This is a genomic window from Pseudomonas sp. R5-89-07 (assembly GCF_003851685.1).
Taxonomy (GTDB): Bacteria; Pseudomonadota; Gammaproteobacteria; order Pseudomonadales; family Pseudomonadaceae; genus Aquipseudomonas.
On the sequence record NZ_CP027727.1, the window covers coordinates 2,945,369 to 2,960,075 of the forward strand.

At 59.9% G+C, this 14,707-nt stretch carries 11 protein-coding genes; 5 read left to right on the top strand and 6 right to left on the bottom strand.

Annotated features, from left to right (window positions below; all coding sequences use genetic code 11):
* Positions 1–225, bottom strand: coding sequence for a YgdI/YgdR family lipoprotein (locus C4J94_RS13340; protein WP_124362844.1), 225 nt, complete (start codon positions 223–225; stop codon positions 1–3).
* Positions 226–426: 201 nt separating this feature from the next.
* Between C4J94_RS13340 and C4J94_RS13345 the strand changes: the two genes are divergently transcribed.
* Together C4J94_RS13345 and C4J94_RS13350 are read left to right on the top strand one after the other, a co-directional pair.
* The gene (locus C4J94_RS13345; RefSeq protein ID WP_124386592.1) at positions 427–2,073 is read left to right on the top strand and encodes a VRR-NUC domain-containing protein; all 1,647 of its coding nucleotides are present in this window, start codon (positions 427–429) and stop codon (positions 2,071–2,073) included.
* Complete coding sequence (locus C4J94_RS13350; RefSeq protein ID WP_124386593.1) at positions 2,070–4,328, top strand: ATP-dependent DNA helicase; 2,259 nt, start codon at positions 2,070–2,072, stop codon at positions 4,326–4,328. The genes C4J94_RS13345 and C4J94_RS13350 overlap by 4 nt, the downstream gene beginning before the upstream one ends.
* Positions 4,329–4,441: 113 nt before the next feature.
* Here the strand turns inward: C4J94_RS13350 and C4J94_RS13355 are convergent, their stop codons facing one another.
* On the bottom strand, positions 4,442–5,392 hold the full coding sequence (locus C4J94_RS13355) for an alpha-E domain-containing protein (RefSeq protein WP_124386594.1): 951 nt from the start codon (positions 5,390–5,392) through the stop codon (positions 4,442–4,444).
* 2 nt (positions 5,393–5,394) lie between these two features.
* Positions 5,395–6,804: a circularly permuted type 2 ATP-grasp protein gene (locus tag C4J94_RS13360; protein WP_124386595.1), complete on the bottom strand. Its 1,410-nt coding sequence runs from the start codon at positions 6,802–6,804 to the stop codon at positions 5,395–5,397.
* 370 nt (positions 6,805–7,174) lie between these two features.
* On the opposite strand from C4J94_RS13360, the gene C4J94_RS13365 reads away from it, so the two are divergent.
* The 3 genes from C4J94_RS13365 (at position 7,175) to C4J94_RS27840 (ending at position 8,167) form a co-directional block, all read left to right on the top strand.
* Complete coding sequence (locus C4J94_RS13365) at positions 7,175–7,720, top strand: hypothetical protein (protein WP_124386596.1); 546 nt, start codon at positions 7,175–7,177, stop codon at positions 7,718–7,720.
* An 85-nt stretch (positions 7,721–7,805) separates the two neighbouring features.
* A complete protein-coding gene (locus C4J94_RS13370) occupies positions 7,806–8,021 on the top strand; it encodes a hypothetical protein (protein WP_124386597.1) in 216 nt (71 codons plus the stop codon).
* A gap of 11 nt (positions 8,022–8,032) precedes the next feature.
* A complete protein-coding gene (locus C4J94_RS27840; RefSeq protein ID WP_256657701.1) occupies positions 8,033–8,167 on the top strand; it encodes a hypothetical protein in 135 nt (44 codons plus the stop codon).
* Between the two features lie 49 nt (positions 8,168–8,216).
* Here C4J94_RS27840 and C4J94_RS27845 read toward each other — a convergent pair whose 3' ends face one another.
* The 3 genes from C4J94_RS27845 to C4J94_RS13380 form a co-directional block, all read right to left on the bottom strand.
* Entirely contained in the window at positions 8,217–9,089 is an 873-nt protein-coding gene (locus C4J94_RS27845) for a glycosyltransferase (protein ID WP_256657702.1), read from the bottom strand.
* A complete protein-coding gene (locus C4J94_RS13375; protein WP_256657703.1) occupies positions 8,993–13,195 on the bottom strand; it encodes a hypothetical protein in 4,203 nt (1,400 codons plus the stop codon). Before C4J94_RS13375 ends, C4J94_RS27845 begins: the two co-directional genes overlap by 97 nt.
* A 107-nt stretch (positions 13,196–13,302) precedes the next feature.
* Positions 13,303–14,667, bottom strand: a complete 1,365-nt coding sequence (locus tag C4J94_RS13380) for a sodium:proton antiporter (protein ID WP_124386598.1) — start codon at positions 14,665–14,667, stop codon at positions 13,303–13,305.
* Positions 14,668–14,707: the final 40 nt, after the last annotated feature.

Below are 14,707 nucleotides of genomic sequence, written 5' to 3' on the forward strand. Positions count from 1 at the left end.
TTATTGTTCCTTGCGCACCGTGGCCACGTCGGCTGCTTTGATCCGAATGCGCTTGCCGGCGATATCGGTGAATTCATAGAAGCCGTCGGCGGTCTTGGCGTTGGGGGTGTCCTTGGTCAAATACTGCGTGCCGTTTTGCAACGTCACCACCGTTTGCGTAGAGCAACCGGCCAATACCAGAAAAGTGAGTGCAACCAGCGGCAGACCCAAATTCTTCATGTTCATTTACCCTTACCTTTACCCTGAATAGTCCCGCTTAAAAGCCCCGCAGCGTCTGGCTGCAGGGCATAAATGTTACGCGATCAGCTCCCTCATCTGATCGCTTTTTTGCAAAAAGTTGCAGGCGCCACTTATCTATTACTGATTGCAACAACACGTTTGCGACGGCACTCTGTATGCATAACCAGTAGTCGATTGCTTTGTGCCATGGCCAACCCCCTCGAAGATCCCTTGTATTACCTGCATAACTTCCGCCAAGTGCTGAGTTGGCTGGAGCAACGCTATGCCGATTTGCTCGACCCGGACGAATTGCAGTTCATTCAGCAATTCGACAGGTTGCCGCAGGCGTCCCAGGCGTTAGTGGTGCGCATGATCATGCGCAAGGGCGTGCATTTTCGTGGGGCAAAGCTCAGTTACCAAGAGGTCGGCTGCCCGCATGCGGCCATGCAGCCGCTACTGGCGTTCGGCTGGGTCGACGGCCAATGCCTGTTGGGCTTTGAAGAACTGTTCGGCTTGCTGCAAAAAGGCGAACTGCTCCTGGCCTTCAGGCCCTGGATCGAGCAACCCAAGGCGAGGAAATCCGACTGGCTGGCGCCATTGGCTGCGCGCTTCAGTGAAAGCCGCAGCTTCGCCCACTGGTGCCCCGATCTGCAGGATGTGCTGTACAGCCTCACGGTGATGCAGTTGTGCGACCGCCTGCGCCTGATGTTTTTCGGCAACCTTTATCAGGACTGGTCGGAGTTCGTGCTGGCGGACCTGGGTATCTACACCTATGAAAAGGTCGCGTTCAGCGCAGAGTCCCGTGGGTTGCGCAGCCGCGCCGACGTGGAGGGCTTTGTATTCCTGCACCAGTGCCAGCAAGCGTTTGACACGGGTGAGGCGCTGGATACGCTATTGCCCCACATCGCCACGCTGCACACCGACAACCCCTGGCTGGAAAAACGCCGCGCCAAGTTACTGTTCCAGATCGGCCAATACTGCGAGCGCAGCGCTGAACTGGCCCTGGCCGAACAGATCTACCGCGGCTGCGGCTACCCCGGCGCGCGTTCGCGGTTGATCCGCGTATTGGAGCGCCAGGAGGCCTACGCGCAAGCGCTGGCATTGGCCGTCGCCGCGCAGCAGGCGCCGGAAAGCGCCGCCGAGCAGCAACACCTGCTGCGCGTGTTACCGCGCCTGCGGCGCAAGCTGGGTGAGCCTAGGCAGCCGAAGGCCAAGCCGCGGGACCTCACGCGCCTGGACCTCGCCCTGGCATGCCCCGAGCCGCTGATGTCGGTGGAGTATTGCGTGCAAGCCCACCTGAGCGAGCCGGACGCGCCGGTGCACTATGTGGAGAACGGCCTGATCAATTCGCTGTTCGGCCTGCTGTGCTGGGACGTGATCTTCGCGCCGCTGCCGGGGGCGTTTTTCCACCCCTTCCAGCGCGGGCCCGCCGACCTGCACAGCGAAGACTTCCAGCAACGCCGCGCCGCGCTGTTCAGCGCCTGCTTCGAGCAACTGAGCGACGAGCGCTACAAAGCCACCATCCGCCAACGCTACGTGGACAAATGGGGGCTGCAATCGCCCTTCGTGTTCTGGAACCTGCTCAGCGAAGAGCTGCTGGAGCAAGCCCTGACGTGCCTGCCCGCCGAGCATCTGCGCTACTGGTTCGAGCGGCTGCTGCTGGACATCCGTGCCAACCGCACCGGCATGCCCGACCTGATCCAGTTCTGGCCGGCGCAGAAAACCTACCGCATGATCGAGGTCAAAGGCCCTGGCGACCGGCTGCAGGACAACCAGCTGCGCTGGCTGGAGTTCTGCGGTGAATACCAGATGCCGGTCACGGTCTGTTACGTGCGCTGGGCAGAGTCCGCTTGAGCTATAGCGTGGCGGTGCGGGCGTTGTGCGAGTTCACGGCCAAGGTCGGGGACCTGGACCTGCGCTTTACCCCGTCGCCCAGCGCCCAGGAAGGCATCGTCGGCCATCGCACGGTGGCGTCGCGGCGCAGCGCGCACTATCAGAACGAAGTGGCGCTGGAAGGCGAGTACGCGCAGCTCAAGGTACGCGGCAGGGCCGACGGCTACGACCCGGACAGCAACCGCCTGGAAGAAGTGAAAACCTATCGCGGTGACCTCCAGGCCCAGCCGGCCAACCATCGGCAGCTGCACTGGGCGCAGGCCAAAGTCTACGGCTGGTTGATGTGTCAGAAGCTCGGTCTCAATGAGATTGAGCTGGCGCTGGTGTACTTCGACATCGTCGGCGAAGGCGAAACCCTGCTCACGCAGCGTTTCACCGCGCCCGAGCTCGAGCACTTCTTCAACCAGCAATGCGCGCTGTTTCTGGACTGGGCCCAGCAGCAAATGCAGCATCGCGAGGCGCGCAACCACGCCGCCCAAGGATTGGTCTTTCCCCACGCAGAGTTTCGCAGCGGCCAGCGTGTGCTGGCCGAGTCGGTCTACAAAGCGGTGTGTACCGGCCGCTGCCTGATGGCCCAGGCGCCCACCGGCATCGGCAAGACCGTCGGTACGCTGTTTCCGATGCTCAAGGCCCTGGCACCGCAGCAGTTGGACAGGCTGTTCTTTCTCACCGCCAAGACCCCCGGCCGCAAGCTGGCGCTGGACGCCGCCCAGGTGCTGTACGACAGCAGCCCCGACTTGCCTTTGCGCGTGCTGGAACTGGTGGCGCGGGACAAGGCGTGCGAGCACCCGGACAAAGCCTGCCACGGCGAATCGTGCCCGCTGGCCAAGGGCTTTTACGACCGTTTGCCCGCTGCGCGCCAAGCCGCTTCCAAGATTCGCCTGCTCGATCAGCATAATCTGCGCGAGGTGGCGCTGGCCCACGACGTCTGCCCGTATTACCTGAGCCAGGAAATGGCGCGCTGGACCGACGTGGTGGTCGCCGACTACAACTACTACTTCGATTTTGGCGCGATGCTCTTTGGCTTGGCCCAGCTCAACCAGTGGCGGGTCGCGGTGCTGGTGGACGAAGCCCATAACCTGGTCGAGCGGGCGCGTTCGATGTACAGCGCCAGCCTCGATCAGTACAGCCTCAAGACCCTGCGCGAGCGCGCGCCCGAGGCGCTGAAAAAGCCCTTGCAACGTCTGAACCGTGAGTGGAACGCGTTGCACAAGGATCAGCTCGCGCCGTATCAGGCCTACGCGGCCAAACCCGACAAGCTGCTCCAGGCCCTGAGCCTGTGTGCCAGCGCCATGGGCGATCACTTCAACGACCACCCCGAGGCCCTCAGCGGCGAGCTGCAAGCCTTCTACTTCGAAGCGCTGCAATTTGCCAAGGTGGCCGAGCTGTTCAATGAGCATTTCATTTTCGACATCAGCAAGCGTCAGTTCAGCGGCAAGCGCAGCAGCTCTACCTTGTGCCTGCGCAACGTGGTGCCGGCCGAATTCATCCGGCCCAGGTTGAGCGCCGCGCGCAGCAGCGTGCTGTTTTCCGCGACCCTGAGCCCACGCCACTATTACGCCGACTTGCTCGGGCTGCCGACCGACACCGCCTGGGTCGACGTCGAGTCGCCGTTCAAGGCCGAGCAACTGCACGTGAGCATCGTCGAGCGCATTTCCACGCGCTTCGTGCACCGCCAAGCGTCGCTGGAGCCCATCGTGGAACTGATCGCCCGGCAATTCGCTGAGCAACCCGGCAACTACCTGGCGTTTTTCTCGAGCTTCGATTACCTGCAACAAGTGGCGCAGTTGATGGCCGAGCGTCATCCGCAGGTCACGCTGTGGTTGCAATCGCGGGGTATGGCCGAGGCGCAGCGCCAGGCCTTTCTCGACCAGTTCACCCAGCATAGCCAGGGCATCGGGTTTGCCGTGCTGGGCGGTGCTTTCGGCGAGGGCATCGATTTGCCCGGTGCGCGCTTGATCGGGGCGTTTGTCGCCACCCTGGGCTTGCCGCAACTCAACCCGGTGAATGAACAGATGAAGGCGCGCATGGGCGCCATTTTCGGCGCGGGGTACGATTACACCTACCTGTACCCCGGTATCCAGAAAGTCGTGCAAGCGGCGGGGAGGGTGATCCGCAGCCAGCACGACCGCGGCGTGGTGATGTTGATCGACGACCGTTTCGGCGACGCGCGCGTGCGGCAGTTGTTGCCCAGTTGGTGGTCGATCGGTCGCTAGACCCATTGTGGGAGGGGGGCTTGCCCCCGATAGCGGTGGGTCAGCTACAAATAAGCTGGCTGAGAGACCTCCATCGGGGGCAAGCCCCTCCCACATTTGCACGGTGTTGGGGCTTAAACCACTTCCAGGTAGGAGCTTTGTATCGCCCGCGCCAACTCGCGCACCGTGTCGATAAAGTCCGTCAGCCGCGTGTGCAGCCCGTCTTCGAGGATCTCATCGATCCCGGTGTACCTCAGCCGCGCTTCGAACTCCGCCGCCAGGCGCTGCGCCGTGCGCCCGTAACTGCCGGGCAGGTCGGCGAGGATATGGCTCAATTCCTCGATGCACGCGTGCAGCGAGCGCGGCACGTCGCTGCGCAACAGCAGCAGCTCCGACACCGAGCGTGCATTCAGTGCGTTCGGGTAAAGCTCCGTATACGCCTCGAACGACGATAACGCGCGCAACAGGGCGCTCCACTGGTAATAACCACGTGCCGACAGATCGCTGACTTCTTCGGACTCTTCACCGAACATTTCATAGCGCGCATCCAGCAGGCGCAGGGTGTTATCCGCACGTTCGACAAAGGTGCCCAGGCGAATGAACCGATAGGCGTCATTGCGCATGATGGTGCCGGAGGTTGCACCGCGAAACAGGTGCGAGCGTTGCTTGACCCAGTCACAGAAATGGCTGATGCCATGCCGCGCCAGGCCGCCGGCGGCGATGCTGCGCATTTCCAGCCAGGTGGCGTTGAGGTTTTCCCACATGTCGGCGGTGATGCGCCCGCGCACGGCGTGTGCATTGCCCCGGGCGGCGCGCAGGCAGTTGTAGATGCTGGCCGGGTTTTCTTCGTCGAGGGCGAAGAAATGCAGCATGCGTTCGGCGTCCAGTTGCTTGTGGCGTTCCAGGTAACTGTCCAGGGTGCCGCTGCTGAGCAGCGACATCGCCAGTTCGTCCAGGCCATCGCTGCGCCCGGCGTGGGGCATCAGCGACAGCGAATAACTGACTTCGAGCATGCGTGCCAGGTTCTCGGCGCGTTCCAGGTAGCGCGACATCCAGTACAGATCTGCGGCGGTTCTACTCAACATACTCAGCCCTCCACCACCCAGGTGTCCTTGGTTCCGCCGCCTTGCGACGAATTGACGATCAGCGAGCCTTCCTTCAGCGCGACCCGGGTCAGGCCACCGGGCACCAGGCGCGTTTCCTTGCCCGACAGCACAAATGGGCGCAGGTCGATATGCCGTGGCGCGATGCCGTTTTCGACAAAGGTCGGGCAGGTCGACAGGCTCAGGGTCGGCTGGGCGATGTAAGCGTGGGGGCGGGCCTTGATGCGCTGGCGGAAGTCCTCGATCTCGGCGGCGGTGGACGCCGGGCCGACCAGCATCCCGTAGCCGCCCGAGCCCTGGGTTTCCTTGACCACCAGTTGCGCAAGGTTGGCCAGCACGTGGGACAGTTCATCGGGCTTGCGGCACTGGAAGGTCGGCACGTTTTGCAGCACCGGCTCTTCATCCAGATAGAAGCGGATCATTTCCGGCACATAGGGGTAGATCGACTTGTCATCGGCCACACCGGTGCCGATGGCGTTGGCCAGCACCACATTGCCGGCGCAATAGGCCGCCACCAGGCCGGGTACGCCGAGCATTGAATCGGGATTGAAGGCCTTGGGGTCGAGAAAGGCGTCGTCGATACGCCGGTAAATCACGTCCACCGGCTTGGGGCCGTCGGTGGTGCGCATGAATACCTTGAGGTCGTGCACGAACAGGTCGGCGCCTTCCACCAGTTCCACGCCCATTTCCCGGGCCAGGAACGCATGTTCGAAGAAGGCACTGTTGAAGCGCCCTGGCGTGAGTACGACCACGTTGGGGTTGTCCAGGCGGCTGGAGCTTTTGAGGGTCTTGAGCAGCAGGTTGGGGTAGTGGTCCACCGGCGCGATGCGCTGCCTGGCGAACACTTCCGGGAACAGGCGCATCATCATCTTGCGGTCTTCGAGCATGTAGCTCACGCCGCTGGGGGTGCGCAGGTTGTCTTCGAGTACGTAATAGGTGCCGTCACCGTCGCGCACCAGGTCGACGCCGGAGATGTGCGAGTAAATGTCGCGGTGCAGGTCCAGGCCGACCATCGCCTGTTGATACCCCTCGTTACCCAGCACCTGATCAGCGGGGATGATCCCGGCCTTGATGATGCGCTGGTCGTGGTAGATATCGGCGAGGAACATGTTCAACGCGGTGACCCGCTGGATACAGCCGCGCTCGATCAGGCTCCATTCACTGGCGGGGATGCTGCGCGGGATGATGTCGAAGGGGATCAGGCGTTCGGTGTCTTGCTCGTCACCGTACAGAGTGAAGGTGATCCCGGCGCGGTGGAACAGCAAATCAGCCTCACGGCGCCGCTGGGCCAGCAACTCCGGCGGCGTATTGGCCAGCCAGCGCGAGAAATCCTGATAGTGCGCCCGGCACACGCCGTCTGCGTCATTCATTTCATCGAAGAAAGATCGAGCCATTCCAGTACCTTGTCAGTGCCCAGGGTTGCTGGGTGGCACTGCCGCTTTAAAAAACGCATTTTTTTATGAGCCTGTGGCTGAGGGTGCCAACGGGCCTGGTCCTTACTTTCTTATGGAGTCGGCTCTGGGTCGGGGGGTAACGAATGCTCCTGTTTACCGGCAGATGAATGGTTTAAGCAAAGCGTGTGCCGAAACCGCCAAGTCAGCGCGATACCCCGTGGCGAAGGAGCTTGCTCCCGCTGGGCTGCGAAGCGGCCCCCTGAGCAGTCCTCTCATTGCTCAAAAGCGCTCCAATTTGGTGCGTGAAAAACTTGAACTTCACCCAGGCCGGGTTCTTCTAATCAAGTCTTGAAACCACGTGGAGCCCGTCGTGCCCAGAATCATTTCACCGCACACTCCGGAAGCGGCCCTAACCGACCACAGCGAGCATAACGCCAAGATCTTCGGTTCGCCCAAGGACCGGCTCGATTTCTATCGTCGCGAAATCCAATACGAAACCAGCATCCTGGCCAACCGCACCGACGCCTACCTCACCGCGCAGTCATTTCTGGTGATTGCCTTCGTCTCCGGGATGGGCAATCTCAACCCGGAGTGGGGCAAGTTGTTCACCCTGGTGGTGCCGGTTTTTCTCGCGGCGCTGGGCATTCTCAGCTCCCTCAACGCCTGGCCCGGCATTCGCGCCGCCTACGAGATCATCGATCACTGGCACTACAAGCAAAGCGAGCTGCTGCGCAGTGAGCCGGTCATGGGCATGGCGTACGATGACTCGCCGTTGTTTTCCGAAATGGAATCGACCCACAAGGGCTATCGCAAGTCGCTGCTGTTTTCCATGCGCGCGCCGTGGTTGTTCATGGTGTTCTGGCTGGTGTTGGGCTTCTACGCGTTCTATATCCAGGTCGACAACCCGTTGCGATGAGCAATCGGACGGAACTTCACGCGTTAACGCAGCGCCTTAGTTTTACGTGTTACCTATTTTCTACAGGCCTGCAAAGAGGTGCGCCATGCCCACAGATAACGATCCCCAGACCGATAACCGCAACGACCCGGCGATTGACGGTGGCGAGCCGGCCCCCGGCACCGCCGCCGATGCACCCAAGGATCCAGCGCCGGCGAGCGATCCCGTGGCCAAGGAAAACGACTACAGTCCAGACTTCAAGCCTGAGCCGCTCGAGCCCAAGCCTGAAACCGATGCCGATATCGATACGCAAGGCGGTTAGAGGAACACGTCATGTCAAAAGAACTGGACGAAGAACTCAACGATCCTGGCAATGAAGACCCCGGCTCGTTGATGGACGATGCGCAAGTGCCGCTCAACGATCTGGATGAAGCGGCGGACGTCGGCAATACCGAGGATCAGGACTGACCGGTGGCGCGCCTTGCGCCAGGCCGGGTAGAGGTTGAACAAGGGGCGATCAGCCAGTCTTCCAGGAATGGTCGGCCCCTGGTTTCACGTTGAATTTATGGCGAAGCGGGAAATAATGCTCGCTCATTTTATTTATCTGGCTGCGCAGTAGTGGGGGCGGCGCAATGCCCTCTTTTAAATACAAGTTCCGGGCTCTCTCCTCGTTGTTCACGACCGGTCCAGACGAGACCAACTCTCCATCCACAACCTTGGTGTCTTTTGCGAGCCCTTCCAGTCCCAGATCGTACATATCAGGTCGTTTCACTTTGAGTGTGTCGTTGAGCAGGGTAGGGCCCGTCGTTTCGAATAGTTTTTTCGCGTATGTATCGAGATCAGCGGTAAATGCGCCACCGTCGATAGACTGTCGGGCTACAGGGCGGTTGTTCACAAAATAGGGTTTATTCGCGGTAAACCGCTTATGCATTTCGGTAAGGATGTCTTTCATCAAAGGGTTGCCAGGCTGGGTGGCAAAGTTACTGGTGTTGTAGAAAGGTTTATAGCCGGTGGCCCGATGCACAACCGCGTTACCGAGCAGCACATCATTGGGCCCTGCCATCAAGGCGGCGGAATCGACGTTGGCTTGGATGATGTCATCAGTGTCCAGGTAAACCCCGCCATGCTTGTGCATGATTTGATAGCGCGCGACATCCGAAGCGGCCGACAGATTTTTACCTTGCCCTTGTCGGAAGTAACTATAAATTTCGTCAGTTTTCAACTGCGTGTAAAGGGCATCCTCATGAAGGTTTTTCACCGTCACGCCGGGGGCTGTGTTTTTCAGGGTGGCTTTTATCTTTTCAAAAATTTCTGGAGCGTCGGCGTCAACATGGAGGGTCGAGGTATATCCGGGCGCATGCAGGCTGTTTTTAGCCAGGTTGTCCGCCAAATGGGGGGGGGGAGGTCCTGGCCGCCCCAAAAGTAATGCAAGTTCTGGGGTAACGGGGTGACCTCTTTCGGGAGTTTCGGGATCGCCGAAACATCGATGAATTTGTAGTGATGAGCGTCTGCCTTTTTAGCGCTGAGAAACTCATGGACGCTGCCTCGCTGCCACTTTCCTTTAGGACTTCTCCAGAAATAGGGAGGAATTTGCGCACCGGCGTCCAGGCTTGGCGTGAGACCTCGCCAGGCGCCGGATGAACTGTCAAAGTTGACGGCGTGATCGACACCGTTGACGTTGACGCTGAAAGGCGAGGCAGCGTTTTCCACCACCTTGATATCGTCCATTGGCACAACATAGGTGTTATCCCCCAATCGCCATCGCGTATGAAATTCCTGCCCGCCCCCCAACAAGCCGACCGACCTGGAGCGCGGCTCCCACCCGGAAATGCCGAGATCCTTGACCGGTATGTCAGGGCCCTTGCCCGAGGGGTGGAGGATAAACCGCTGGCCGTCCTTGACCTTGGACTCATACAGCGTTCCATCGACCTTTACGTATTCCTTTTTACTGCGGCCTTGATACACGTTGCCCTGCAGGCCTTTGCTCGACAGCTCTCGCTGTTCGATGTACTTGGCTTGATACCCCAACAACTCGGCATCCGCGACCCGTACCTCACCACTGGCCGCTACCCGACTGGGGGTGAAGTCTGTCACCGGAGGGCCGACCGGTAGTTTTTTCAGAGGGTCGTATTGATGCCAATTGCCCTGAAACATCACGACATTACCTTCAACACTCTTCTGTCCGACCTTGAATGTCCCGGTAGCGGCCAAGCCATGTCGCTGGCTGACGGCCTTTATCATGTCGTTGCTGCCGATCGCTTCCAACCCTCCCTCTTGGCCAGCCCTGAACTGATCAAGGGGCTTGCCATAGGCCTGTTGCGTACGCGGGTCAAAAGCGAACCACTTTTGCGTCCCCTCGTCGAATTTGGCCAGGGCAGGAATGTCACCTCCGTTAGCGGCCAACTTGTAGGTTCCTTCAGCAATATCGGGCCTTTTGGCCAGTTTCAGCAGGTCGACACTGCGGTTGGAGCGTAGCTGCTTGATACCCCTATAGCTTGCGTAGGTTGCCTTTTTCCCGAGACTTACAGCGCCCCGCGCCAGGTCAGCAACACCGTCCAACGGGTTCAGTGCGCTGAGCGCCGAGCGCCCGATGATTTTCACGACCCTACCGACTTTTGCGAGCGCCGATGAACCCCGTGCCAGGCCACTCAAGCCTTTGAGGGCGCCACCGAAGCCAACCACGAAACCAAAGATATCGACGGCCAGTTCGATGAGTCCTTCCTTGGTGTTACCCGCTATCAGATTCTCGATGGCTGACTTGAAAGGAACCAAGCCCAGCACGATTTTTTCAATGGTCTCGTGAAGCGGGACCTCGGTATCAAAGGTCGTGGTCCCCCGAGCGTGATTTTCTACCGCAGGCAGTTCCATATCTGCAAACAGCGTGTCAATGATGTATTGGATCCTGGGCTCGTTGAAAACGTCAGGCGCATCTTGCTCACCTGTTCTTTCGTCGGTGATGCCTGGCGGGTGCTCTCCCGCTGGCTTGACCAGATCGTATCGCTGGCCCAGTTGAGGAAGGGTGCCGTTTTTCGGCGGGTAGTCGGTATAGGTCTGGTCGGGGCGCTGGGTCACCGTGGCGTTGATCCGATCGATCGCATAGGTCATGGTCTTGCCGTTGCGCTCGACTTCATAGAGCAATACGCCTTCTTCAACTCGCTTGGGATGGTCGGCGCGGTGATACCTGATGTGCTTGCGAGGGGTGATTTTGCCGTTCACCAGATTATCGATATCCTCCGGCGACGCTTTGGAAAACATATGTTTGAACTGAGCGGTCTTGACGATCTTCAAGGCACTCAAGAATTCATCGAATTGCGGCTTGAACAGTTCTCTGGGGCGCGGCAGGGTTTTCAGCGTTTGAGATACACTTTGAAGGTCGAACTCTTTTGATGAGGATACCCAGGCTGCTGGCCGTGAATCGGGTTGTTCCTCGTTTTCCTTGGATACGAATAGATTTTTGATGTTGCGTACTTCTTCTGCCCAGAACTCGGCCCGGTTCGGCGTCCAGAAAAGCGGCCGGCCATCGATGTAGCTGTCCAGTATCGAGTAAGGTCCGGGATAGCGTTTGTGAGGAGGATCTACGCTGATGCATTTTTCCTCGAACAGCTTCGGGTCCATATGCGGCAGCGCTTTTTTCAACTGCTCCAGGGCTATTTCCCTGACCGTTGGCAGACTACCGAGTTGTGTGTCGGATGCCTTCTGCAGCTCCCTGAGCTGCGAATTGAACGCTTCGCTCACCTGGGTCATTACGTCGGGGGTCAACGGCGGCTTTCTACCGCTGGCGATGGCCCACTCCTTGAGCGCCGCGTTCTGGGCAGAATACTCGATTTGACGCTCCTGCTCGCTGATCGGTGCGACGCTGGCTTCAAGCATGACTTGCAAATAGCTGACACCACCTGTCGTCGCACCGGGCGCTTTTTCTTCGATGCGCCCAACGGCGGTGGAGAAACTGACCCAACTGTGACTGCCGATAACGACTTCGTTGGGAATATCCTTGACCAGGAATTCCGGTGCCCTGCTGGCCAGCAGTATGTGCGCCAGAATGGCGGCCGTTTCGGCGGATGAGGCCTTGCCGGTGGCGAGCAGATGAGCCTCCAGTTCCTTGACAACCGTAGAGGCCGTTTTGCCGCGGTTTTCAGGGGAGAGCAGGCGATAGCCTTCAATCGTCACCCCATCGCCGTTGTCTTCGTTGCTCTCCAGGTTCAAGGCCGCGAGCAGCCAATCGTCGGCGCTCCCTTTGACCTCGCGCGCCTCGAAGGCAGCCTGAATTGCTTCGCCCAGTGCCTTGCTCCGAGGCTCGGCGATCAGGCTATCGATCAACTTGCGTGGATCGCCCAGGTCCGCAGACGTGATCACCCTGCCATTGAGCAGGTATTCCAGGACATTTTTGAATGGGCTCACAAGGATGTTACCGAACTTGCCCGTGCGAATGTCTGCCTTCAGTTGCTGCCGGCTGCGCGCATCAAGCGGCACTGGCCATGCCAGCGCGCCTCCCAGGTCGCCATTGGCGGGAGAGGTGGGGGGAGGTGTGGAAAGCGCGGTTGCCAAGTTGGCCAGCGAATCGTGATCGGTGGGAATATCCCAGCCATGATCCTGCAAGAATTGAAAAACACTGATCTTGTTCGAGGGGTGATCATCGCCGGATAGGTAGGTTCTATCAGCCGACAGCGCGATTTTTCGCTGCTTCAACGTGGTTTCGAGTGCCCCCGGTTCTTCGAGGTCGTCCTTGGGAGACTTGGCCAGGCTGTGTAACTCGATGATCACCCGCTCGCGGTTGAGAATATCGCCCAACAACGCTTTCTGGTGGAGCAGCGCGTCTTCGCTACGTGAATCGAAATAGCTGGCGTCGGTGTCGGCATCCACGGGTTTGAAGCCCCAGTTGCGCAGGATGTCTTGGGCCTGTGTACGCAGACCGCTCGCGGTAGGCGCCGGCGACTCTTGTAGATAAAAACGCGCGATCAGCGATCCCGGAATCTGCTCATCCTGAAGAACCGCCTGCGGTACGAAGGCGGTATCAGGATGCCCCGTGCAGATAACGTATGCGGCGTGAAGGATAGGCTCACGAATGGCGGCCCATTGCCGGTCTTCTTGGCCAACCGTGTGAAGCTTCTGTTCCGGGTCCAGATGTCGGTGGCGTTTGAAGGAGACTTCGCCTGTCTGGGTATTGAGTGTCAGCGACGTAATGTCGATCCCTTTGTCTCGAACCCATTGGAGCACACCGGGTAACTGGAGGGCGTTTTTCAACTGCTCCCGCCACTGGCCGAAGGTGGAGTGTGGAGCAACCGCGTTGACCCTCACATCCGTACCGGCCGTGGCCGCGCGCAGCAATGCAGCGTGATACTCTACAGCCAACTGGCGATCGCCTGCGGCCCGGGAGTTATCCTCCGTTTGCGGCGCGGGCGCCGCCTGTGTCGGGCCGGAGAGCGGCTCGGAGGGGATGTCTGCCCGCGGCAGGAATCGGTTGGCTTGTGAGGCAATGGGGCTGAAAGTGGGGTTCATAGGTTCTGGCATCTCTGGGGCAAGTAGGCTCCAAGGCATCGATCTCCTGGGCGTATCCCCTAAGTAACTACCGCCCCTCTGCGGTTCCAGTGACTGTTAATACAGTGCTAACAGTTTATTTCCGGGAGTCGTCTCTTCGCTGCGTGACGCTCGTACCACGCCAGCATCGGCTGGGTGCTCAGGCCATGCACAACAATGCTCAGGGCGATCACTGATACCGTGAGGTCCACGGCTACCGCGCTGCTGGTGCCGATCAGACCGTGATTAAGGGCATAGAACAGGTAGAAAATACTGCCGATCCCACGAATGCCGAACCAGCCCATCAAACCGCGCTGACGGAGATCGATCAGGCGTCCCCAAGGCATTGCCAGTACGCTCAGCGGCCTGATCACGCAGAACAACAACGCCGCTACTGGCACTGCGCGCCAGTCCCAATGACTGGCAAGCACGAGGCCCAGCACCGTCACCAGAAACACTTCCATTGAACGCTCTATCAGCCCGCCGAACGCCAGCATGTCGCCCATCATGACCCCGGCGGCAATTTGCGTATCTTCCAGCGCGCTGACATCGCCGTGCAAGGCTTTTTCCGGCGCCACTTCCAGATGCCCGACCACGGGTTGGGCCAGATGCTCGGACGGTGTCTGCGCTTTGCCGCTGGATTTGAATTCGGCCTGGCGCAACCCCAATCCTGCGGCGAACACCGACAGGAAACCGTAGCCGCCCACGGCCTGCGCGCTCACATACGCCAGGGCGATCAGCGCCAGCGTCAGGTAGTCATTGGGTGACGAGGTGCTGTCGGCATTGATCAGGCGCATGCGCAAGGTTACCCGGCCGATGCCACGGCCCATCCAGTAGCCGATCAACAGCCCGACCGGCACTGCCCACAGCAGGTTTTTCAACACCCAACCGCCGAACCAGTCGCCATCAAAACCGCCGTGCTGCATGAGCAGCAGGCCGAAGATTACAAAGGGAAAGGCCGTGCCGTCGTTCAGGCCGGCTTCACCGGACAAGCCGAAGCGCAGCGGGTCGTCGTCCTGGGCATTGTTGACCTGAACCAGGCCGGCCAGCACCGGGTCCGTTGGTGCGAGCATGGCGCCGACCAGCAATGACACGCCCCACGACAGCGCAAACAAATAATGTAGCGCCAGGCACACGCCGAGGATGGTCAACAGCATCACCGGCCCCGCCATGCCGAAGGCGATACGCCAGGTGCGGTGCTTGAGGGGCAGGCGCAGTTTCAGGCCGCTGACGAACAGCGAAAACAGTACCGCGACTTCGGTCAGGTGCTCCATCCAGCGGGCGGAGCCCTTGATGTCCAGGTGCAGCAAAGCCGCGCCCATCGGGCCGATTGCGATCCCCAGCAACAGGCACACCGCCGAGGTGGTCACCGGCATCCAGCGCAGGTAGGAGGAGGTGAGGGCCAGTATCAGCAAAATCGCCCCGAGTACGGCCAACCATAGAATAAACGTCATCGAGCGTGCGTCCGGCCCTGGTCTATGCAGGTTGGAGGGG

Coding starts and splice junctions, on each gene's coding strand:
- C4J94_RS13340 (WP_124362844.1), bottom strand. CDS start 225: ATGAACATGAAGAATTTGGGTCTGCCGCTGGTTGCACTCACTTTTCTG.
- C4J94_RS13345 (WP_124386592.1), top strand. CDS start 427: ATGGCCAACCCCCTCGAAGATCCCTTGTATTACCTGCATAACTTCCGC.
- C4J94_RS13355 (WP_124386594.1), bottom strand. CDS start 5,392: ATGTTGAGTAGAACCGCCGCAGATCTGTACTGGATGTCGCGCTACCTG.
- C4J94_RS13360 (WP_124386595.1), bottom strand. CDS start 6,804: ATGGCTCGATCTTTCTTCGATGAAATGAATGACGCAGACGGCGTGTGC.
- C4J94_RS13370 (WP_124386597.1), top strand. CDS start 7,806: ATGCCCACAGATAACGATCCCCAGACCGATAACCGCAACGACCCGGCG.
- C4J94_RS27840 (WP_256657701.1), top strand. CDS start 8,033: ATGTCAAAAGAACTGGACGAAGAACTCAACGATCCTGGCAATGAAGAC.
- C4J94_RS13375 (WP_256657703.1), bottom strand. CDS start 13,195: ATGAACCCCACTTTCAGCCCCATTGCCTCACAAGCCAACCGATTCCTG.
- C4J94_RS13380 (WP_124386598.1), bottom strand. CDS start 14,667: ATGACGTTTATTCTATGGTTGGCCGTACTCGGGGCGATTTTGCTGATA.